Annotated in this window: 15 protein-coding genes; 9 read left to right on the top strand and 6 right to left on the bottom strand. The window is 59.3% G+C overall.

Annotated features, from left to right (window positions below):
• Positions 1-101 precede the first annotated feature (101 nt).
• Positions 102-575, top strand: coding sequence for a transcription elongation factor GreA (gene greA, locus GKA01_RS04845; protein WP_146859772.1), 474 nt, complete (start codon positions 102-104; stop codon positions 573-575).
• Positions 575-1801, top strand: coding sequence for a threonine ammonia-lyase (locus GKA01_RS04840; protein WP_146859770.1), 1227 nt, complete (start codon positions 575-577; stop codon positions 1799-1801). The genes greA and GKA01_RS04840 overlap by 1 nt, the downstream gene beginning before the upstream one ends.
• Positions 1802-1804: 3 nt before the next feature.
• On the opposite strand, the gene GKA01_RS04835 is transcribed toward GKA01_RS04840, so the two are convergent.
• The 3 genes from GKA01_RS04835 to msrB all read right to left on the bottom strand — a co-directional run bounded on the left by GKA01_RS04835 (position 1805) and on the right by msrB (position 3225).
• Positions 1805-2092 carry a DUF1330 domain-containing protein gene (locus GKA01_RS04835; RefSeq protein ID WP_146859768.1) on the bottom strand — a complete coding sequence of 96 codons (288 nt, stop codon included), beginning with the start codon at positions 2090-2092 and terminating at the stop codon, positions 1805-1807.
• A gap of 81 nt (positions 2093-2173) precedes the next feature.
• Positions 2174-2812, bottom strand: coding sequence for a uracil phosphoribosyltransferase (gene upp, locus GKA01_RS04830; RefSeq protein ID WP_146859766.1), 639 nt, complete (start codon positions 2810-2812; stop codon positions 2174-2176).
• Positions 2809-3225, bottom strand: coding sequence for a peptide-methionine (R)-S-oxide reductase MsrB (gene msrB, locus GKA01_RS04825; RefSeq protein WP_146859764.1), 417 nt, complete (start codon positions 3223-3225; stop codon positions 2809-2811). The genes upp and msrB overlap by 4 nt, the downstream gene beginning before the upstream one ends.
• Positions 3226-3374: 149 nt before the next feature.
• Here msrB and GKA01_RS04820 point away from each other — a divergent pair, with 149 nt between their 5' ends.
• From GKA01_RS04820 to GKA01_RS04795, 6 genes are all read left to right on the top strand, one after another.
• Positions 3375-3566, top strand: a complete 192-nt coding sequence (locus GKA01_RS04820) for a CsbD family protein (RefSeq protein WP_146859761.1) — start codon at positions 3375-3377, stop codon at positions 3564-3566.
• A gap of 114 nt (positions 3567-3680) precedes the next feature.
• Positions 3681-5213: a 2,3-bisphosphoglycerate-independent phosphoglycerate mutase gene (gpmI, locus tag GKA01_RS04815; protein WP_146859759.1), complete on the top strand. Its 1533-nt coding sequence runs from the start codon at positions 3681-3683 to the stop codon at positions 5211-5213.
• The gene (locus GKA01_RS04810) at positions 5200-6498 is read left to right on the top strand and encodes a murein hydrolase activator EnvC family protein (RefSeq protein ID WP_146859757.1); all 1299 of its coding nucleotides are present in this window, start codon (positions 5200-5202) and stop codon (positions 6496-6498) included. The genes gpmI and GKA01_RS04810 overlap by 14 nt, the downstream gene beginning before the upstream one ends.
• A gap of 129 nt (positions 6499-6627) precedes the next feature.
• Positions 6628-8079, top strand: a complete 1452-nt coding sequence (locus GKA01_RS04805) for a S41 family peptidase (protein ID WP_146859755.1) — start codon at positions 6628-6630, stop codon at positions 8077-8079.
• A 19-nt stretch (positions 8080-8098) separates the two neighbouring features.
• Positions 8099-9304, top strand: a complete 1206-nt coding sequence (locus tag GKA01_RS04800) for a divergent polysaccharide deacetylase family protein (protein WP_146859753.1) — start codon at positions 8099-8101, stop codon at positions 9302-9304.
• Positions 9301-9813 (top strand): RNA pyrophosphohydrolase, encoded by a 513-nt coding sequence (locus GKA01_RS04795; protein ID WP_146859751.1) that lies wholly within the window; start codon positions 9301-9303, stop codon positions 9811-9813. Before GKA01_RS04800 ends, GKA01_RS04795 begins: the two co-directional genes overlap by 4 nt.
• Here GKA01_RS04795 and GKA01_RS04790 read toward each other — a convergent pair.
• From GKA01_RS04790 to GKA01_RS04780, 3 genes are read right to left on the bottom strand one after another with little or no spacing between them, the layout of a single operon-like run.
• Positions 9771-11525, bottom strand: coding sequence for an ABC transporter ATP-binding protein (locus tag GKA01_RS04790; protein WP_146859749.1), 1755 nt, complete (start codon positions 11523-11525; stop codon positions 9771-9773). The genes GKA01_RS04795 and GKA01_RS04790 overlap by 43 nt on opposite strands.
• Before the next feature lie 45 nt (positions 11526-11570).
• Positions 11571-12761, bottom strand: coding sequence for a CCA tRNA nucleotidyltransferase (locus GKA01_RS04785; RefSeq protein WP_146859747.1), 1191 nt, complete (start codon positions 12759-12761; stop codon positions 11571-11573).
• Entirely contained in the window at positions 12758-13249 is a 492-nt protein-coding gene (locus tag GKA01_RS04780; RefSeq protein ID WP_146859945.1) for a DUF1285 domain-containing protein, read from the bottom strand. Before GKA01_RS04780 ends, GKA01_RS04785 begins: the two co-directional genes overlap by 4 nt.
• 200 nt (positions 13250-13449) lie before the next feature.
• On the opposite strand from GKA01_RS04780, the gene GKA01_RS04775 reads away from it, so the two are divergent.
• Positions 13450-14478, top strand: a complete 1029-nt coding sequence (locus tag GKA01_RS04775; protein WP_146859745.1) for an AAA family ATPase — start codon at positions 13450-13452, stop codon at positions 14476-14478.
• The last annotated feature ends 3 nt before the right edge of the window (positions 14479-14481 follow it).

The raw sequence follows: 14481 nt of genomic DNA, 5'->3' as shown, positions 1-14481 counted from the left end.
TCGATAACTATTTTTCTAACCCTTGTAAAAATCCCCGAAAAACCTTACTATTCGATGCTTATGCGCATTCAGACGCAATGATTTTTCCCGAGGATTTCAGAGTGCAGAAGATCCCCATGACCGCGAAGGGGCAGCAGCGTCTCGAAGACGAACTGCGGACTCTCAAGAGCGTCGACCGCCCGGCCGTCATCCGCGCCATCGCAGAAGCCCGTGAACATGGCGACCTGTCCGAAAACGCCGAATACCACGCTGCCCGCGACCGCCAGTCCTTCATCGAAGGTCGGGTCCTGGAACTCGAGAGCATCATTTCCAATGCCGAAGTGATCGATCCTTCCACCCTAACCGGTACCCGCGTCCGCTTTGGCGCCCATATCGAACTTGTTGACGAAGAAACCGACAAGGAAGCGCTTTACCAGATCGTCGGCGTCCATGAAGCTGACATCAAGCAGGGCCTGATTTCGATTTCTTCCCCCCTCGCCAAGGCGCTGATCGGCAAGGATGTCGGTGATACCGTCTCTGTCCCCGCTCCCGGTGGCGACAGGAGCTACGAAATCCTCAAGGTCGCATATCGCTGATGTCTGACGTCCTGACGTCCACACCCCCTGTCGTGACCATTGCGGATATCGAAAGCGCCCATAAGCGCATCGCATCCACTGTGGTTCGTACGCCGACAATTGCCTGTCCCGCCCTGTCCCGCCTGACGGGCGCGGACATTACGCTCAAGCTCGAGAACCTTCAGGCGATCGGCTCCTTCAAGGAGCGCGGAGCGGCCAACAAAATGGCCCTCCTGACGCCGGAAGAGCGGGCCCGCGGCGTCATTACCGTCTCGGCAGGCAATCACGCACAGGGTGTAGCCCGTCAGGCCAGTCTTCTTGGCATTGATGCCACCATCGTCATGCCGCGCTTCACGCCCGCCACCAAGGTCGCGGCAACGCAAGCCTGGGGCGCGAACGTGGTGCTCGCAGGTGATGACTTTGCACAGGCCAGTGAGACCGCCGCAGAGCTTCAGAAGCAGGACGGACGGGTGCTCGTTCATCCGTTCAACGATCCGGCCGTCATTGCCGGGCAGGGCACGGCAGCTCTTGAACTATTGCAGGACGCCCCGGAGATCGACACGGTTGTCGTACCAGTTGGCGGCGGCGGACTGATCGGTGGATTTGCCACTGTCATGGCTGCGTTGCGTCCGGATGTCGAGGTGATCGGCGTACAGGTCGAAGCCTATGCGTCCCTGTCGAATTTTCCGCAGGAAGACGGACCGACGCTGGGCGGGTCAACCATCGCGGAAGGCATTGCCGTCACGAAACTGGGCGATCACTGCCTGAACGCCTTCCGCAACCGGATTTCAAAAATCCTTGTCGTAAGCGAGCTTCAAGTCGAAAGCGCCATCACGACACTTGCAGAAAAAGCCAAGCAGGTCTGTGAAGGGGCAGGCGCTACCGGCCTCGCTGCCGTGCTGGCCTATCCGGAGCTGTTCACAGGCCGCCGTGTCGCCCTCCCGCTTTCGGGCGGCAACATCAACGCCCGCATTCTCGCCAATACGATCCTGCGCTCCCTGCTCCGGGACGGACGCATCCTGCGGCTGATCTTCCAGATCCCCGATCGTCCGGGAATGCTGGCGGACATCTCGGCCCGTATCGGCAATTATGGCGGCAACATCATTGAGGTGTCCCATCACCGCCTTTTCGCGTCCCCCTCGGTTCAGACGGCCGAACTGCTGGTGATGGTGGAAGCCCGCGACACCGAACATGCCCACCAGATCGAAACCGATCTGGCGCGGCATTATATCGTCCGGCGGGACTAAGTCTCAGACACCGTCCACGATCACGACATTGTAGGGCCCGGCCTTCCAGCGATGCTCGGCTGCTTTCTGATAGGCCGGGCTTTCGTACCAGGCCCGGGCCGAGGCCGCATCTGGAAATTCAATAATCACCACGCCGTCAGGCTCCGTGCCCTCAAGCTTTTCCTGCTTGCCATAAGCTGCAAGAATTTTGGCCGGAAACCCTTTGAAGGTTTCAGCCACCACTTCCGAATATTTTTTGAATTCAGCCGGATCGGCCAGTTTTTCACGAATGAACAGCGCGTAGGCAGGCATGGAATTCTTCCTTCTGGATGAGCGTCCATACCCGCCACAAAACCGCTAACATTTCAGCACACAAGAGCGTGTGCAACAGCCTCAGCGGGTGCCGAACAGACGATCCCCGGCATCCCCGAGACCCGGGACAATATAACCATGTTCGTCCAGATGACTGTCGATGGAACACGTCACGATCTGCACGTCCGGGTGCAGTTCGGCCATATGGGCAATCCCTTCCGGCACGGCCAGCAGACAGGCAAAAATCGGGTTCGTCGCTCCGGCGGCCTTCACCCGAGTCAGCGCAGCGGCAGCGGAGTGCCCTGTTGCCAGCATCGGATCAAGCACGATGCATGTCCGTCCCGGAACATCACTGGGCATGTTGAAGTAGTATTCACTGACTTCCAGCGTCTCGTGATCGCGGCGCAGACCGATATGCCCCACGCGCGCAGACGGCACCAGATCCAGCATGCCATCCAGCAGACCATTACCGGCGCGGAGGATGGAGACAAAACACAGCTTTTTTCCGTCCAGTTCCTCACCCTCCATGGGACCGCTCGGCGCCTCGATGTGACGCGGCACCAGCGACAGGCTACGAGTGGCCTCATAGGCCAACAGGAGACTGAGTTCTCTTGTCAGGCAGCGGAAGCCGGCCGTGGACGTATTGTGATCGCGCAAACGGGTCAGTTTATGGCGCACCAGCGGATGATCGAGAACGATAGGCGGCAGCGCCTTGCTCATATTTTTTCTCCTTCGGCCGGGCGGAAATCGAGCGCCAGACCGTTCATACAGTAACGAAGTCCCGTAGGCGGCGGGCCATCGGGAAAAACATGCCCCAGATGCCCCTTGCAGTTCGCGCAGTGGACTTCAGTGCGGACCATGCCATATCGGCTGTCCTGCGTTGTTTCGACACCACCCGGCAGTGCCTGGAAGAAAGAAGGCCACCCACTGCCGCTCTCATATTTCGCTTCCGAAGCAAAAAGCTCTCGTCCGCAGGCGGCACAGGCATAGATCCCTGCCCGCTTCTCGTCATTGAGGGGGCTGGAGCCAGGGCGCTCGGTTCCATGTTCATGAAGGATACGCCGCTGCTCCGGCGTCAGGCCAATGCCGCAACCGCCAGTGATCTGCCCGTTCGGGCCGCAACTCTGCGTCATGGTGGATCTCCCGAAATCTGAAAGGCGTGTTCTGACGATGTATGAAAGCGCCACCGCAGTTTGTCACGCATCTTAAACTGTCACGACGCAACCCGGCGAGGCGAGATCCGTTAAAAGATGCACAACATCAAGATCGAAAGGATCCGACCGTGAGTTCCATCGAAGACAAAATCAAGGGCGTTGCAAACCAGGTTGTCGGCAAGGTCAAGGAAGAGGTTGGTCATGCAACAAACGACAAGGAACTTGAAGCTGAGGGCGTAGCCCAGAACATCAAGGGCAAGGCCCAGAAAACCATTGGCGACGCCAAGGATGCGGTCAAGAGCGGCATCGACAAGCTTTAAGTTCCGCATTCCGGTCAAAGTCAGCGCCCGCCTTCATGGCGGGCGTTCGCTTTTGTGGGGAATGATGGCATGATGGGAAATATTTTCATCCCTCCTTTCGGCAGGAGACAGACGATGTCCACCTTACCAACCCCCCGCCCCGTTATGCTGGTCATTCTCGATGGCTTCGGATGGCGTGAGGACTCAAGCGACAATGCGGTCCGTCTCGCCAATATTCCGACCTTCGACCATCTTTGGGCAACGTGTCCCCATGCATTTCTGAAAACCTGTGGCGAAGATGTCGGCCTGCCCGAGGGGCAGATGGGAAATTCTGAAGTCGGGCATCTGAACATCGGTGCCGGTCGCGTGGTCATGCAGGAACTACCCCGCATTTCCCGCAGCGCCCGGGATGGATCCCTGGCACGCAACCCGGTTCTTCTGGATTACATCACCTCGCTGAAAGCCTCCGGGGGCACCTGCCACCTGATGGGGCTGATCTCCCCGGGCGGCGTCCATGCTCATCAGGACCATGTGGTCGCCCTGGCAAAAATCATGAGTGCGGCCGGCGTTCCTGTCGCCGTACATATCTTCAGTGACGGCCGCGATACCCCTCCCCGCTCGGGCGAAAACTTCATCGGACAGTTCCTGAAAGATCTGCCCTCCGCCGTGCAGGTCGCGACACTCAGCGGACGTTATTACGCAATGGACCGGGATCGCCGCTGGGATCGTGTCGCACTTGCGGTCGACGCCATTCGCGATGCGAAAGGTCCTCACGCTCCCGATGCGCTGTCCGCTCTTCAGGCCAGCTATGAGGCAGATAAAGGCGATGAATTCGTCCTGCCGACTGTCCTTGGAAATTATACGGGCATGAAGGACGGAGACGGAATTCTTGCGTGCAATTTCCGCGCCGACCGCATCCGCCAGCTTCTGGACGTTCTCGTCCTTCCCGATTTTGCCGAATATGAGAGCGGCCGCAGCGTAAAATTCTCGGCAGTTTGCGGGATGTCCCGCTATTCCGATCATCTTGCACCCCATATGAGCGTTCTGTTTGCAAAGGAGTCGCTGGACGATCTTTTGGGAGACGTGGTTTCAAAAGCAGGCCGGACGCAGCTTCGCATGGCGGAGACTGAAAAATACCCGCACGTCACCTACTTTCTGAACGGAGGACGCGAAGTCCAGTTCGCAGGGGAAGAACGTATTCTGGTCCCCTCACCCAAAGTCGCGACATATGATCTGCAACCCGAAATGTCCGCTCCGGAACTGACAGACAAAGCCGTTGCCGCTATCGAGAGCGGCAAATTCGACATGATCGTGCTGAATTTCGCCAACCCGGACATGGTCGGCCATACAGGCTCCCTCCCCGCCGCCATCAAGGCCTGCGAGACAGTGGATCAGGGACTGGGACGGATCAGTGCCGCCATCATCAAGGCTGGCGGTACCCTTCTCGTAACAGCAGATCACGGCAACTGCGAAACCATGCGTGATCCCGTCACCGGTGGCGCGCATACCGCTCACACGCTGAATGTCGTTCCGGTCATTCTGGCGCATGCGAATGATCATACCATCCATGACGGGCGCCTCGCCGATCTGGCGCCGACCATGCTGGCTCTCATGGGCCTGAGGCAGCCTGAGGCGATGACGGGTGTCTCCCTGCTTGAAGGCGCCTGACTCACGCTTCCTGCTGCCGGTTCTCCTGATCCTGTCGCCCGTCCGGGCGACAGCGCATCCTGCTTCACGGCATATCCATCAAACGGCGAAACCGGCGAAGAAACCGGCTTCTGTCCATCCCAGCGATGGACAGAAAGCGCTCGCCAGAGCTCAGGCCGCGCGTCGTGCTCTGGAAAAACGACAGGCTGACGAGGCCGCAAAGCTGCACGCAAAACAGCTCGCCTCCGCGCAGGCTGAAACAAAGGCCCGTCAGGACAGCGCCCGCACCCGTGCGTTCACGACACAGACTCACACTGCACAGTCCGCAGTTGATACGACCCGAACCCGTATTACGGCCCTCAGAACCAGCATCGCGGAACTGATGGACCGGCAGGCCTCCGTCGAAGCCGACATCAAACGTCAGAACGCGGCGCTTCAGCCACTGCTTCCGATCGCGGCCCGACTTTCCATTGCTCCCGACGTAGCGCTTCTGGCCTCCCCGGAGACCGCGTCGGAGAGCGTTACGGCCCTGTCCATTCTCGGAGGCTTTTCCCGCCTCACCCGCCAGCGCGCCCAAACGCTCCAGTCCCGGGAAGACGAACTCCAGACGATCAGCGCAAAACTAAAAGACCGCCAGAGCAAACTTGCCGACCTGCTCGCGCAACAGACTCTTGAACGGAACGCCGCCGCCGCCAGAACCCGGGTTGCGGCACGGAAAGAAGCCGTTGCGGAACAGGATGCCGAACAGGCTCGCAAAGCCGTTGCCGAGGCTACGCAGTCCGCAGCCGAACTCTCGTCCGAGATTGAAGGTCTGGTGCGACAGGAAGCTCAAGCGCGCGCGCAACTCGAAAAGGAAGCTGCCGCGCTAATCCGCCAACACCAGCTTGAACGCGCCCGACATGTTCGTTCGCAGGCATCCGCCCTGACTTCAACAGGCGACGGTGTCTCCACCACAGGCAGTCACGCCCCAGTTTCGGGGCACATTGCCATCCGCTGGGGCCAGACGACCGAGGCGGGCCCTTCCACAGGAATAACCTATGTTGCCGTTCCCTCATCCTCCGTACAGGCTCCCTGTACGGGCCGAGTCGAATTTGCTGCGCCATTCCGCTCTTTTGGGCAGATGCTAATTCTGAACTGCGGTCGAAATTATCGTTTTGTCCTTTCAGGACTGGGTCAACTCAGCGTTTCAGGCGGCGAAAGCATCAGGAAAGCCGCCACACTTGGCCAGATGCCGCCTACATCCGCAATGCTCTTCGTCCAGCTCCGGCACGGCACGCAGGTCATCAGCCCCGCTCCCTTCCTCTGATCCGGTTTGCCGAGCGCCTCTGAGCTTGTAGGATCATTCCTTAGTAATTTGGCAACCAGAACCGGCCTAGTCTGCCTGAACAGCGACGACGGGCCAGCACGTTCCTTCGTTTCCAAGGATGGAGATCACATGAAGTTTCGCAGTAGCCTGTTGCTGGGCACCGCCTTTCTGGCCGGACTGGCCATCGGACCGGGCGTCCTGCGTCTCGCGGGCTCCGGCGACTTTCCGGGGGCCGCTCTCGCCCGTGAAATCTCCCATGACAACAGCGCCGAAACCGTACGCCTGCTGACGCTGCTGGGAACGGTGATGGATGTCGTGAAGGCGGAATACGTCCATCCCGTCTCTGACAAGGACCTGATCAATAACGCCCTTGATGGGATGGTCGGCAATCTCGATCCGCATTCCTCCTACATGACTGCGGCGCAGTTCCATGACATGCAAACCGAGATTTCCGGGAAATTTGGCGGCCTGGGACTTCAAGTACAGGGAGAATCCGGACATGTCCGGGTGGTTTCACCGATCGATGGGACCCCTGCCGCGCGCGCGGGCATCCAGTCTGGCGACTTCATCACCATGGTGGATCACAAGAGCATTGATGACCTGTCACTCGATCAGGCTGTCCGGAAAATGCGCGGAGATCCGGGAACGAAAATCAGTCTGACGGTCGTACGCCCCAAGACCGGCAAGACGCTCACCTTCGACATGACCCGCGAGATCGTTCATGTGCAGATCGTGAAGTCTGCACTGTATGGAAGCACAGGCTATATCCGTCTGACCGAATTCGATGACGATCTTGAAGGCGCCATGCACACCGCTTTCGACAAGCTGAAGACGCAGGCTACGAAAGCCCCCGGCGGAAAGCTGACCGGAATCATCCTTGATCTGCGCTCCAACCCGGGAGGCAAGCTCGATCAGGCGATCGCGGTTGCCGATGATTTCATTAAAGACGGCGAAATCGTCTCCATTCGTGGTCGCCATGCCGAAAACAACCAGCGCTGGGACGCAAAAGGAACGGACATCACCAATGGTCTGCCCATCGTTGTCCTGACCAATGGCGGATCCGCGTCAGCCAGTGAAATCGTGGCAGGCGCTCTCAAGGACCATCATCGGGCCATTATCCTTGGTGAGAAGACCTTTGGAAAGGGCTCCGTTCAGACCCTCATCCCCATCGGCGATCAGGGCGCGGTGCGGCTGACGACGGCACGCTATTATACGCCTTCAGGCCGTTCCATTCAGGGATTGGGCATTACGCCCGATATTCCCGTCGCTGAAACGAAGGACGATGACGCCTACGGTTATCGTGAGGCAGACCTGTCCCATATCCTGACGAATATCGGCGGAAACCGCACGGCAGAGACGCCGCGTAGTGATATTCCTCCCATCGCGAAATCAATTCCAAAAATGCCTGATGCGAGCTGGCCCGCCTTCGACGTGCTGAAACCCGCAACGGATTTCCAGCTCCAGCAGGCCATCAAGGTCATCAACGCAATGGCTGGCATTTCCAATCCGCCTCCGGCGACGACCCCGGCAACGGAAGTCAAAGCGACCACTGCCCCGAAATCTCCCGAAGCCCATCACTGACTCAAGGACATCCCGGATCGTGCAGAACCGTCCCGCCTCTGGCCGCACAGGGCTTTGGCAACGACTTCCCGTTATTGGACGCCTGCTGATTGCGTTCTGGGCCGTTCTTCTGACTGGAGGCGCTGGCGCGACAGCATTCCTGCTGCACCAGCGCAAACCGCTCGTCGCCGCCAAAACGACGAAGCCGGTCCAGCCTTCTGTACCCCTGCATGACGATATGCGGATCGTTTCCACATCTGCCCCCAAACCTGTTGTTCCACCAGCACCGACAGTAGCCACAACGCCTCCGACCAAACCGCCTGTTGTCACACCTGATAACGGTCGTGTGGCTGTTGCGTCTCTGCCCCCACCGTCTTCATCAGCCGCGGCTCCTGCTGTTCGGGCGCAAACACCTCTTCCAGCCCCAGAAGCTGTTACCCAGCAGTCTCTCCCACCCGTTCCCACGCCAGAGATTCCAACTCGCCCCGAGACGGCACGCCGGGCCCCTGTGGTTCTTCCGATAGACAGAACGGCCATTGCCATCGTGCTTCAGGGCTTCGGGTATTCCGATGCCCTGACCTATGATGTCATCTCCCGTATTCCTGCTCCCGTCGCCGTCGGCATATCGCCTTACATAGGCAATGTCAGTGACATCATCGCGCGTGCCCATGCATCCCACAGGGAGGTTTATGTCACGCTTCCGATGCAGAGCGCGCATCCCGAACGGGTCGATGAAGGCCCGCATGCTCTCGGATATGGAAACTCCGCGGCAGACGACCAGCGTGAACTGGAATGGTGTCTGTCGCGCGCTACAGGCGCGGAGGGACTGACGGATGCCTCTGAAAACGGCGATGATCAGCCTGGAGGGGGGTATGCGACATCTGCTGACTTCTCATCCATTGCCAATATCATCAGCAGTAAAGGACTGCTGTATCTTGCAGGATCCGCCGAGGATAATCGTCGAACCCGCGGAATGACGGCCACAACCTGGATCGATGGCGATACAGATGCCTCCACTCTCGACAACCGTCTTTCGGCTCTTCTTCCGACAGACGGAAAACCAGCAAAAATTCTCCTGATGATCGGACCGGTTACACCTGTCGTCATCGACCGTCTCTCAAGCTGGCTTAAGAGTCCCGCCGCCTCCAATTTCGTGCTGGTCCCTCCGTCGGCTTTCGCTGATGACGGTCCTGGCAACCAGCAGACCGCCAATATTGCATCTTCAGGATCTGGAGCTCCTCTTTGATCGACTCCCAGTCGCTGCCCTATCGTCCGAATGTGGGCATTGCCCTGTTCAACAGGGAAGGCAAACTCTTCATTGCCCGGCGCCACGACCTCCCCGGTGGCATATGGCAGTGTCCACAGGGCGGCATTGACGACGACGAAGCACCGCAAACTGCGGCGCTGCGTGAAATGGGCGAAGAAATCGGCACGCAGAACGCTTGTATTCTGGCGGAGCGTGCCGAATGGCTCTCCTATGATCTGCCACAGCAGCTGATCGGCAAAGCATTGGGAGGACGTTTCAGAGGACAGACCCAGAAGTGGTTCGTGATGGGATATGAAGGCGAAGATGCCGACATCCGTCTCGATGTACACGAACCGGCCGAGTTCGACGCCTGGGAATGGGTTGAACCGAACGCTCTGCTTGAGCGCAATCTGGGATTCAAAAAAGCCCTTTATGCCAATCTGATACCCGAATTGGCGGGACTTTTTCAGGCTGCAGCCAAAGACTGGGTGCGCACCAGTCGCGCATAAAGACCATCATTCTTCAGCAGCCCTGCATGCGTGCCGGCTTCAACCACACCGCCATGATCCATCACGACGATGAGATCCGCAGCCTGCACGGTCGAGAGGCGATGTGCGACAATCACGGTCGTCCGGCCGGAGCGCAGATTGGCCAGTGCATTCTGAACACGTGCTTCGCTCTCTGAATCCAGGGCACTTGTCGCCTCATCAAGCAAAAGCACACGGGGATTACGAAGAAGAGCCCGGGCCAGCGCCACCCGTTGCCGCTGGCCACCCGAAAGGCGGCGGCCACCAGGCCCGACTCTGGTTTCCAAGCCTGCTGGCAGTTTGTCCAGAAAATCAACCGCGGCCATCGCACAGGCCTGCTCAACTTCAGCCCGCGAAGCAGACGGACGTCCGATCCAGACGTTCTCAATGAGGGACATATCAAACAGGGTCGTATCCTGACTGACATAGGCAATGGCGTTGCGCAGGGAGGCGAGTTTCAGATCCCGCAGATCAACACCCTCAAGACAGATACGCCCATCACCCACATCATGCAGCCTTGGAATCAACGAGAGCGCCGTGGACTTGCCCGCACCACTTGGCCCCACAAGGGCAACCGTCTGTCCCGGCTGAACGTCGAAGGTCAGATTTTTCAGACCGATCCGACCGTCCTCATAACGGTAACTGACACACTGAAATGACAGATGACCTTTGCCTGTCGGCAAAGTCTGCGCATTGGCACGCTCCACGACAGCCGGGGGCTCATCGATGACGGCAAAGACGCGCGAAAGTCCTGCCAACCCCTCCTGAAGGGCCGTGTTCAGTGAACCCAAAGCCCTGATAGGGCGCGCGGCGGTCAGAAGCGCTGCAATAAAGGCCGTGAAGTCTCCAAGTGTCGCGCCACCTTTTGCGGCACGCCATCCCGCAAAACCCAGAACCGCCGCTACCGCCGCACCTCCAAGTACTTCAAGCACGGGATCGACACGCGCACGACCCTTGGCAATTTTTAGAAACGCGGAATGCAACAGATCGAGCGACTGATCGACACGGGAACTCTCGCGCTTTTCCATGCCGTAAATACGAACCTGCCGTGCAAGGGCAAAACTCTCGTTCAACAGAGCAGAGGTCTCACCGATCTGTTCCTGCATGCCTCCCGAGGCACGGCGTACCTTCTTTCCAAGTTTCTGGATCGGAACCGCTGCTATGGGATAGAGTACAAGTGCGATAACACTCAGCTCCCAGTCCGTCACGATCATGGAAATCACAAGCCCGACGACCGTTACCGCGTCTCCAAGCGCATTGACTACACGGATCATGGCCTCGCGGATTGACACGGCGTCCGTCGTGAAACGCGCCGCCCATTTGGCGGGAGCTTCCTTCTCGATCGTAGAAATATCAGCCTGAAGGGAATGCTCGAACATGCGCGACTGCAATCCCCGGATCACCGCCAGAACCAGCCCTTGCACCGCAATCGTCTGCCCATACTGGGACGCGGCCTTCAGTCCGGTAACGATCACGACGAGCGCCGGAATCTGATAAAGAATGCGCGGATCGTGAGCCGCGAACATGTCCACAGCTCGTTTGATGACCGCAGGATAGAGGGCAGTCAGCCCTGCCATCAGGACCGTAAGGACAATGACGGACATGATCCGTCCGACATGGCTCCGCATTTCTTCGCGCCAGATGCGCTTGATGAGGACGCGGCTTTTCGTATCAAGAGCTGTCGTTCTGGTCATGTCCGGGGGTTTAGCAGGCCTTGGCCAAAGGACGAAACCGTCGCTTTATGTCCGGGCGCCAAGATAGGCCAGACAGGCCTCACGATCCGGCAGGCATCCATTGGCGATCCACCAATCCCGGCCGGCCCTGAGCCACTCTCCCATTTGCGGTCCAGGCCGAAGACCCTGGGCAATGGCGTCCTTGCCGGAAAGAGGAAACTCCGGCTGCGGTAGACTTGCCAATCTTGAACGAAAGCCATTCCACTGCGGATCAGGTGCGCCCAGACGCTCTGCCTGTTCAAGCCAGCTTCGCGCCAAAAGACCATCTAAGGAGTAGAGCACGCGCAGACGACGCAGATCATCCTCCGCCTGGTCCAGCCTCAGAACAGGTGCAGCCGCTGCCCACATCCGGAGCTTTGTCTGATCCCCCTTGGAAAGCTTCAACCGTTGCCCCAGTTCGTCGCTGCTTTCGTGACAGAGCGCAAAAAGACGCAGCAACGGATCAACAGGGCCGTCGCATCCGAGCAGACGCCCCAGAAAAACCGGATCCGGCCGCGGCAGGATAACGTCCAGCAATCCGACCCGAATCATATCCGTAATAGTCTCCGCGAGACGGGGGCCGACAAGAATACGCTGGATTTCGGATGCGATCCTCTCCGCCGAAAGACCTGCTATCAATTCGAGCCGCTGCGATATTGCCGTGCAGGCCTCAAGATCCGGGACACCTTCCCCATATCGCGCGTGGAACCTGAAGAAACGGAGCGCCCGCAGAGCGTCTTCTTCAACACGTAGAGCCGCATTGCCGACAAACCGCACACGATGATCGCAGAGATCCTGTTGACCTCCGAAATAATCATGCAGCCGGTCCTCCCGATCGAGAGACATTGCATTAATGGTGAAGTCCCGCCTGGCCGCATCTTCTGCCCAGTCCCGCGTCCAGACGACGACGGCGTGCCGCCCATCCGTCTGCTCATCACGACGAAGCGTCGTGATTTCATAAGGCGTCCCGTCCAGAACCGCCGTCACCGTCCCGTGGGACAGACCTGTCGGGAACACGCGAATTCCTGCCTGTTCAAGCCGACGCTGTACGTCCTCGGGAGGCTCGGGGGTCGCAAGATCCAGATCGTGGACGGGCATTCCAACCAGAAGGTCGCGCACTGATCCGCCAACCAGCCGGGCCTCGGGCAGGATATTCCAGATCCGTTCCAGACCACGACGGTCCGCAAGACGTTCCAGAAGACCGGATTTACGCTTCATGCGGGGCGTGACAGAGGGAAAAAGCAGTCCTGACTCCAGACCCCGAGACAGGGTCGCCCCTTTACGTGGCCGGGAACCGCAAGGGCGGCGAGTTCGTAATGCACCGCACGCGTAATCCGGGCCTGTATGGGGAAAGCCCCCTCTCCGTCGCGGACACGCACATAAGGAATGCTGGCAGCCTCGTCAGAAGGACGATCCCAGTCACAGGTGAGAGGATATTCCGGCCCGACGCAGATCAGTTCATCCATATTGGTCCGAAAGCAAAGATTCTGCTGGCGGCCACATGTTCCGCGAAAATCGAGTTCCACGGCGACGAATGGAGCGTCCTCAACCTGGATCACGCCCTGCTCCATGGGAGTTTTCAGCCAGTATGTTCCTACACGGTCACGGGTCAGCATCGCCGAAAACATACACAGCATGGCCTTGCGCTTTATCGGAGCCCCCCGATAGAGCCATGTCCCATCCCGCTGGATCAGAAAGGGCAGCATGCGGGGCGACCCGCCAGAGGTGTTGGAAAAAAACGGCGGCGGGTTCAGGGACTCGGGAGACAGGGAAACACCGGGGCTCACCCGCTGCCCGAACTCATGATCGCTCAATTTTCCCTCCAACTTCATAAAAACTCTCTTCTCACACCAACTTGGGTGCAATCGAGCCTTGATGAAACCCCCACACCTGTCAGACTGGCGTTATGAGTGAGCAGCAGTATTCTTCCGGCGTTTCCGCCGGCACCCAGCAGGGCGAGGCGGACGTGGCTGAAGCCGACCGTCTTGCCCCGGTTCTCCGTCAGATCCGTCAGGCCATCGGCGAAATTGTTCTCGGCCAGGACGCCGTCATCGAACAGGTTCTCGTCACGATCCTGTCCGGCGGTCACGCGCTTCTGATGGGCGCGCCGGGTCTGGGAAAGACGCTTCTGGTCAACACCGCCTCGCGCGTGCTGGGTCTGGATGCGACCCGGATCCAGTTCACTCCGGACCTGATGCCGTCCGACATCACCGGCGCGGAAATCCTCGATCAGGACGCAGAAGGACGGCGTGCGTTCCGGTTCCTGCCCGGTCCGGTCTTCGGCCAGCTTGTGCTAGCGGACGAAATCAATCGTGCCAGCCCGCGCACACAATCTGCGCTCCTACAGGCCATGGCGGAGCGGCGTGTGACGCAGGGCGGCAAGGATTACACCCTCCCTCGCCCGTTTCATGTTCTCGCAACACAGAACCCGATCGAGCAGGAGGGCACCTATCCCCTGCCTGAAGCCCAGCTCGACCGCTTCATGCTCCAGATCGGGCTCGGATTTCCAGATCGGGCCGCGGAACGCCAGATGCTGCTCCAGACGACTGGCGCCACCACGCCGACAGCGACACCGCTGATGGATGCTGCAAGCATTCTGGCTGCACAGAACCTTGTCCGTCGTCTGCCGGTCGGTGAGCAGGTCGTCGATGCAATCCTGACCCTCACGCGGTCCCTCCGTCCGGAAGACCCATCCTCTTCGCCAGAGGTGCGTGAGGCCGTCTCTTACGGCCCCGGGCCCCGCGCGGCTCAGGCCCTGATGATTGCGACACGGGCACGCGCTCTTCTGGATGGACGCCTTGCACCTAGCCTCGATGACGTCGCGGCTCTGGCCATCCCTGTTCTGTCCCACCGTATCGGGCTGGGATTTGGAGCCCGTGCCTCGGGTGCGGAAAGCGAGGCCCTGATCCGCAAACAGGCTCAGGCCATCTTCTGATTA

The sequence above is a fragment of the Gluconobacter kanchanaburiensis NBRC 103587 genome (assembly GCF_007988905.1).
Classification (GTDB): Bacteria; Pseudomonadota; Alphaproteobacteria; order Acetobacterales; family Acetobacteraceae; genus Gluconobacter; species Gluconobacter kanchanaburiensis.
Note: the sequence above shows the minus strand (reverse complement) of the source record. Positions and strands in the feature narration are given on the sequence as shown.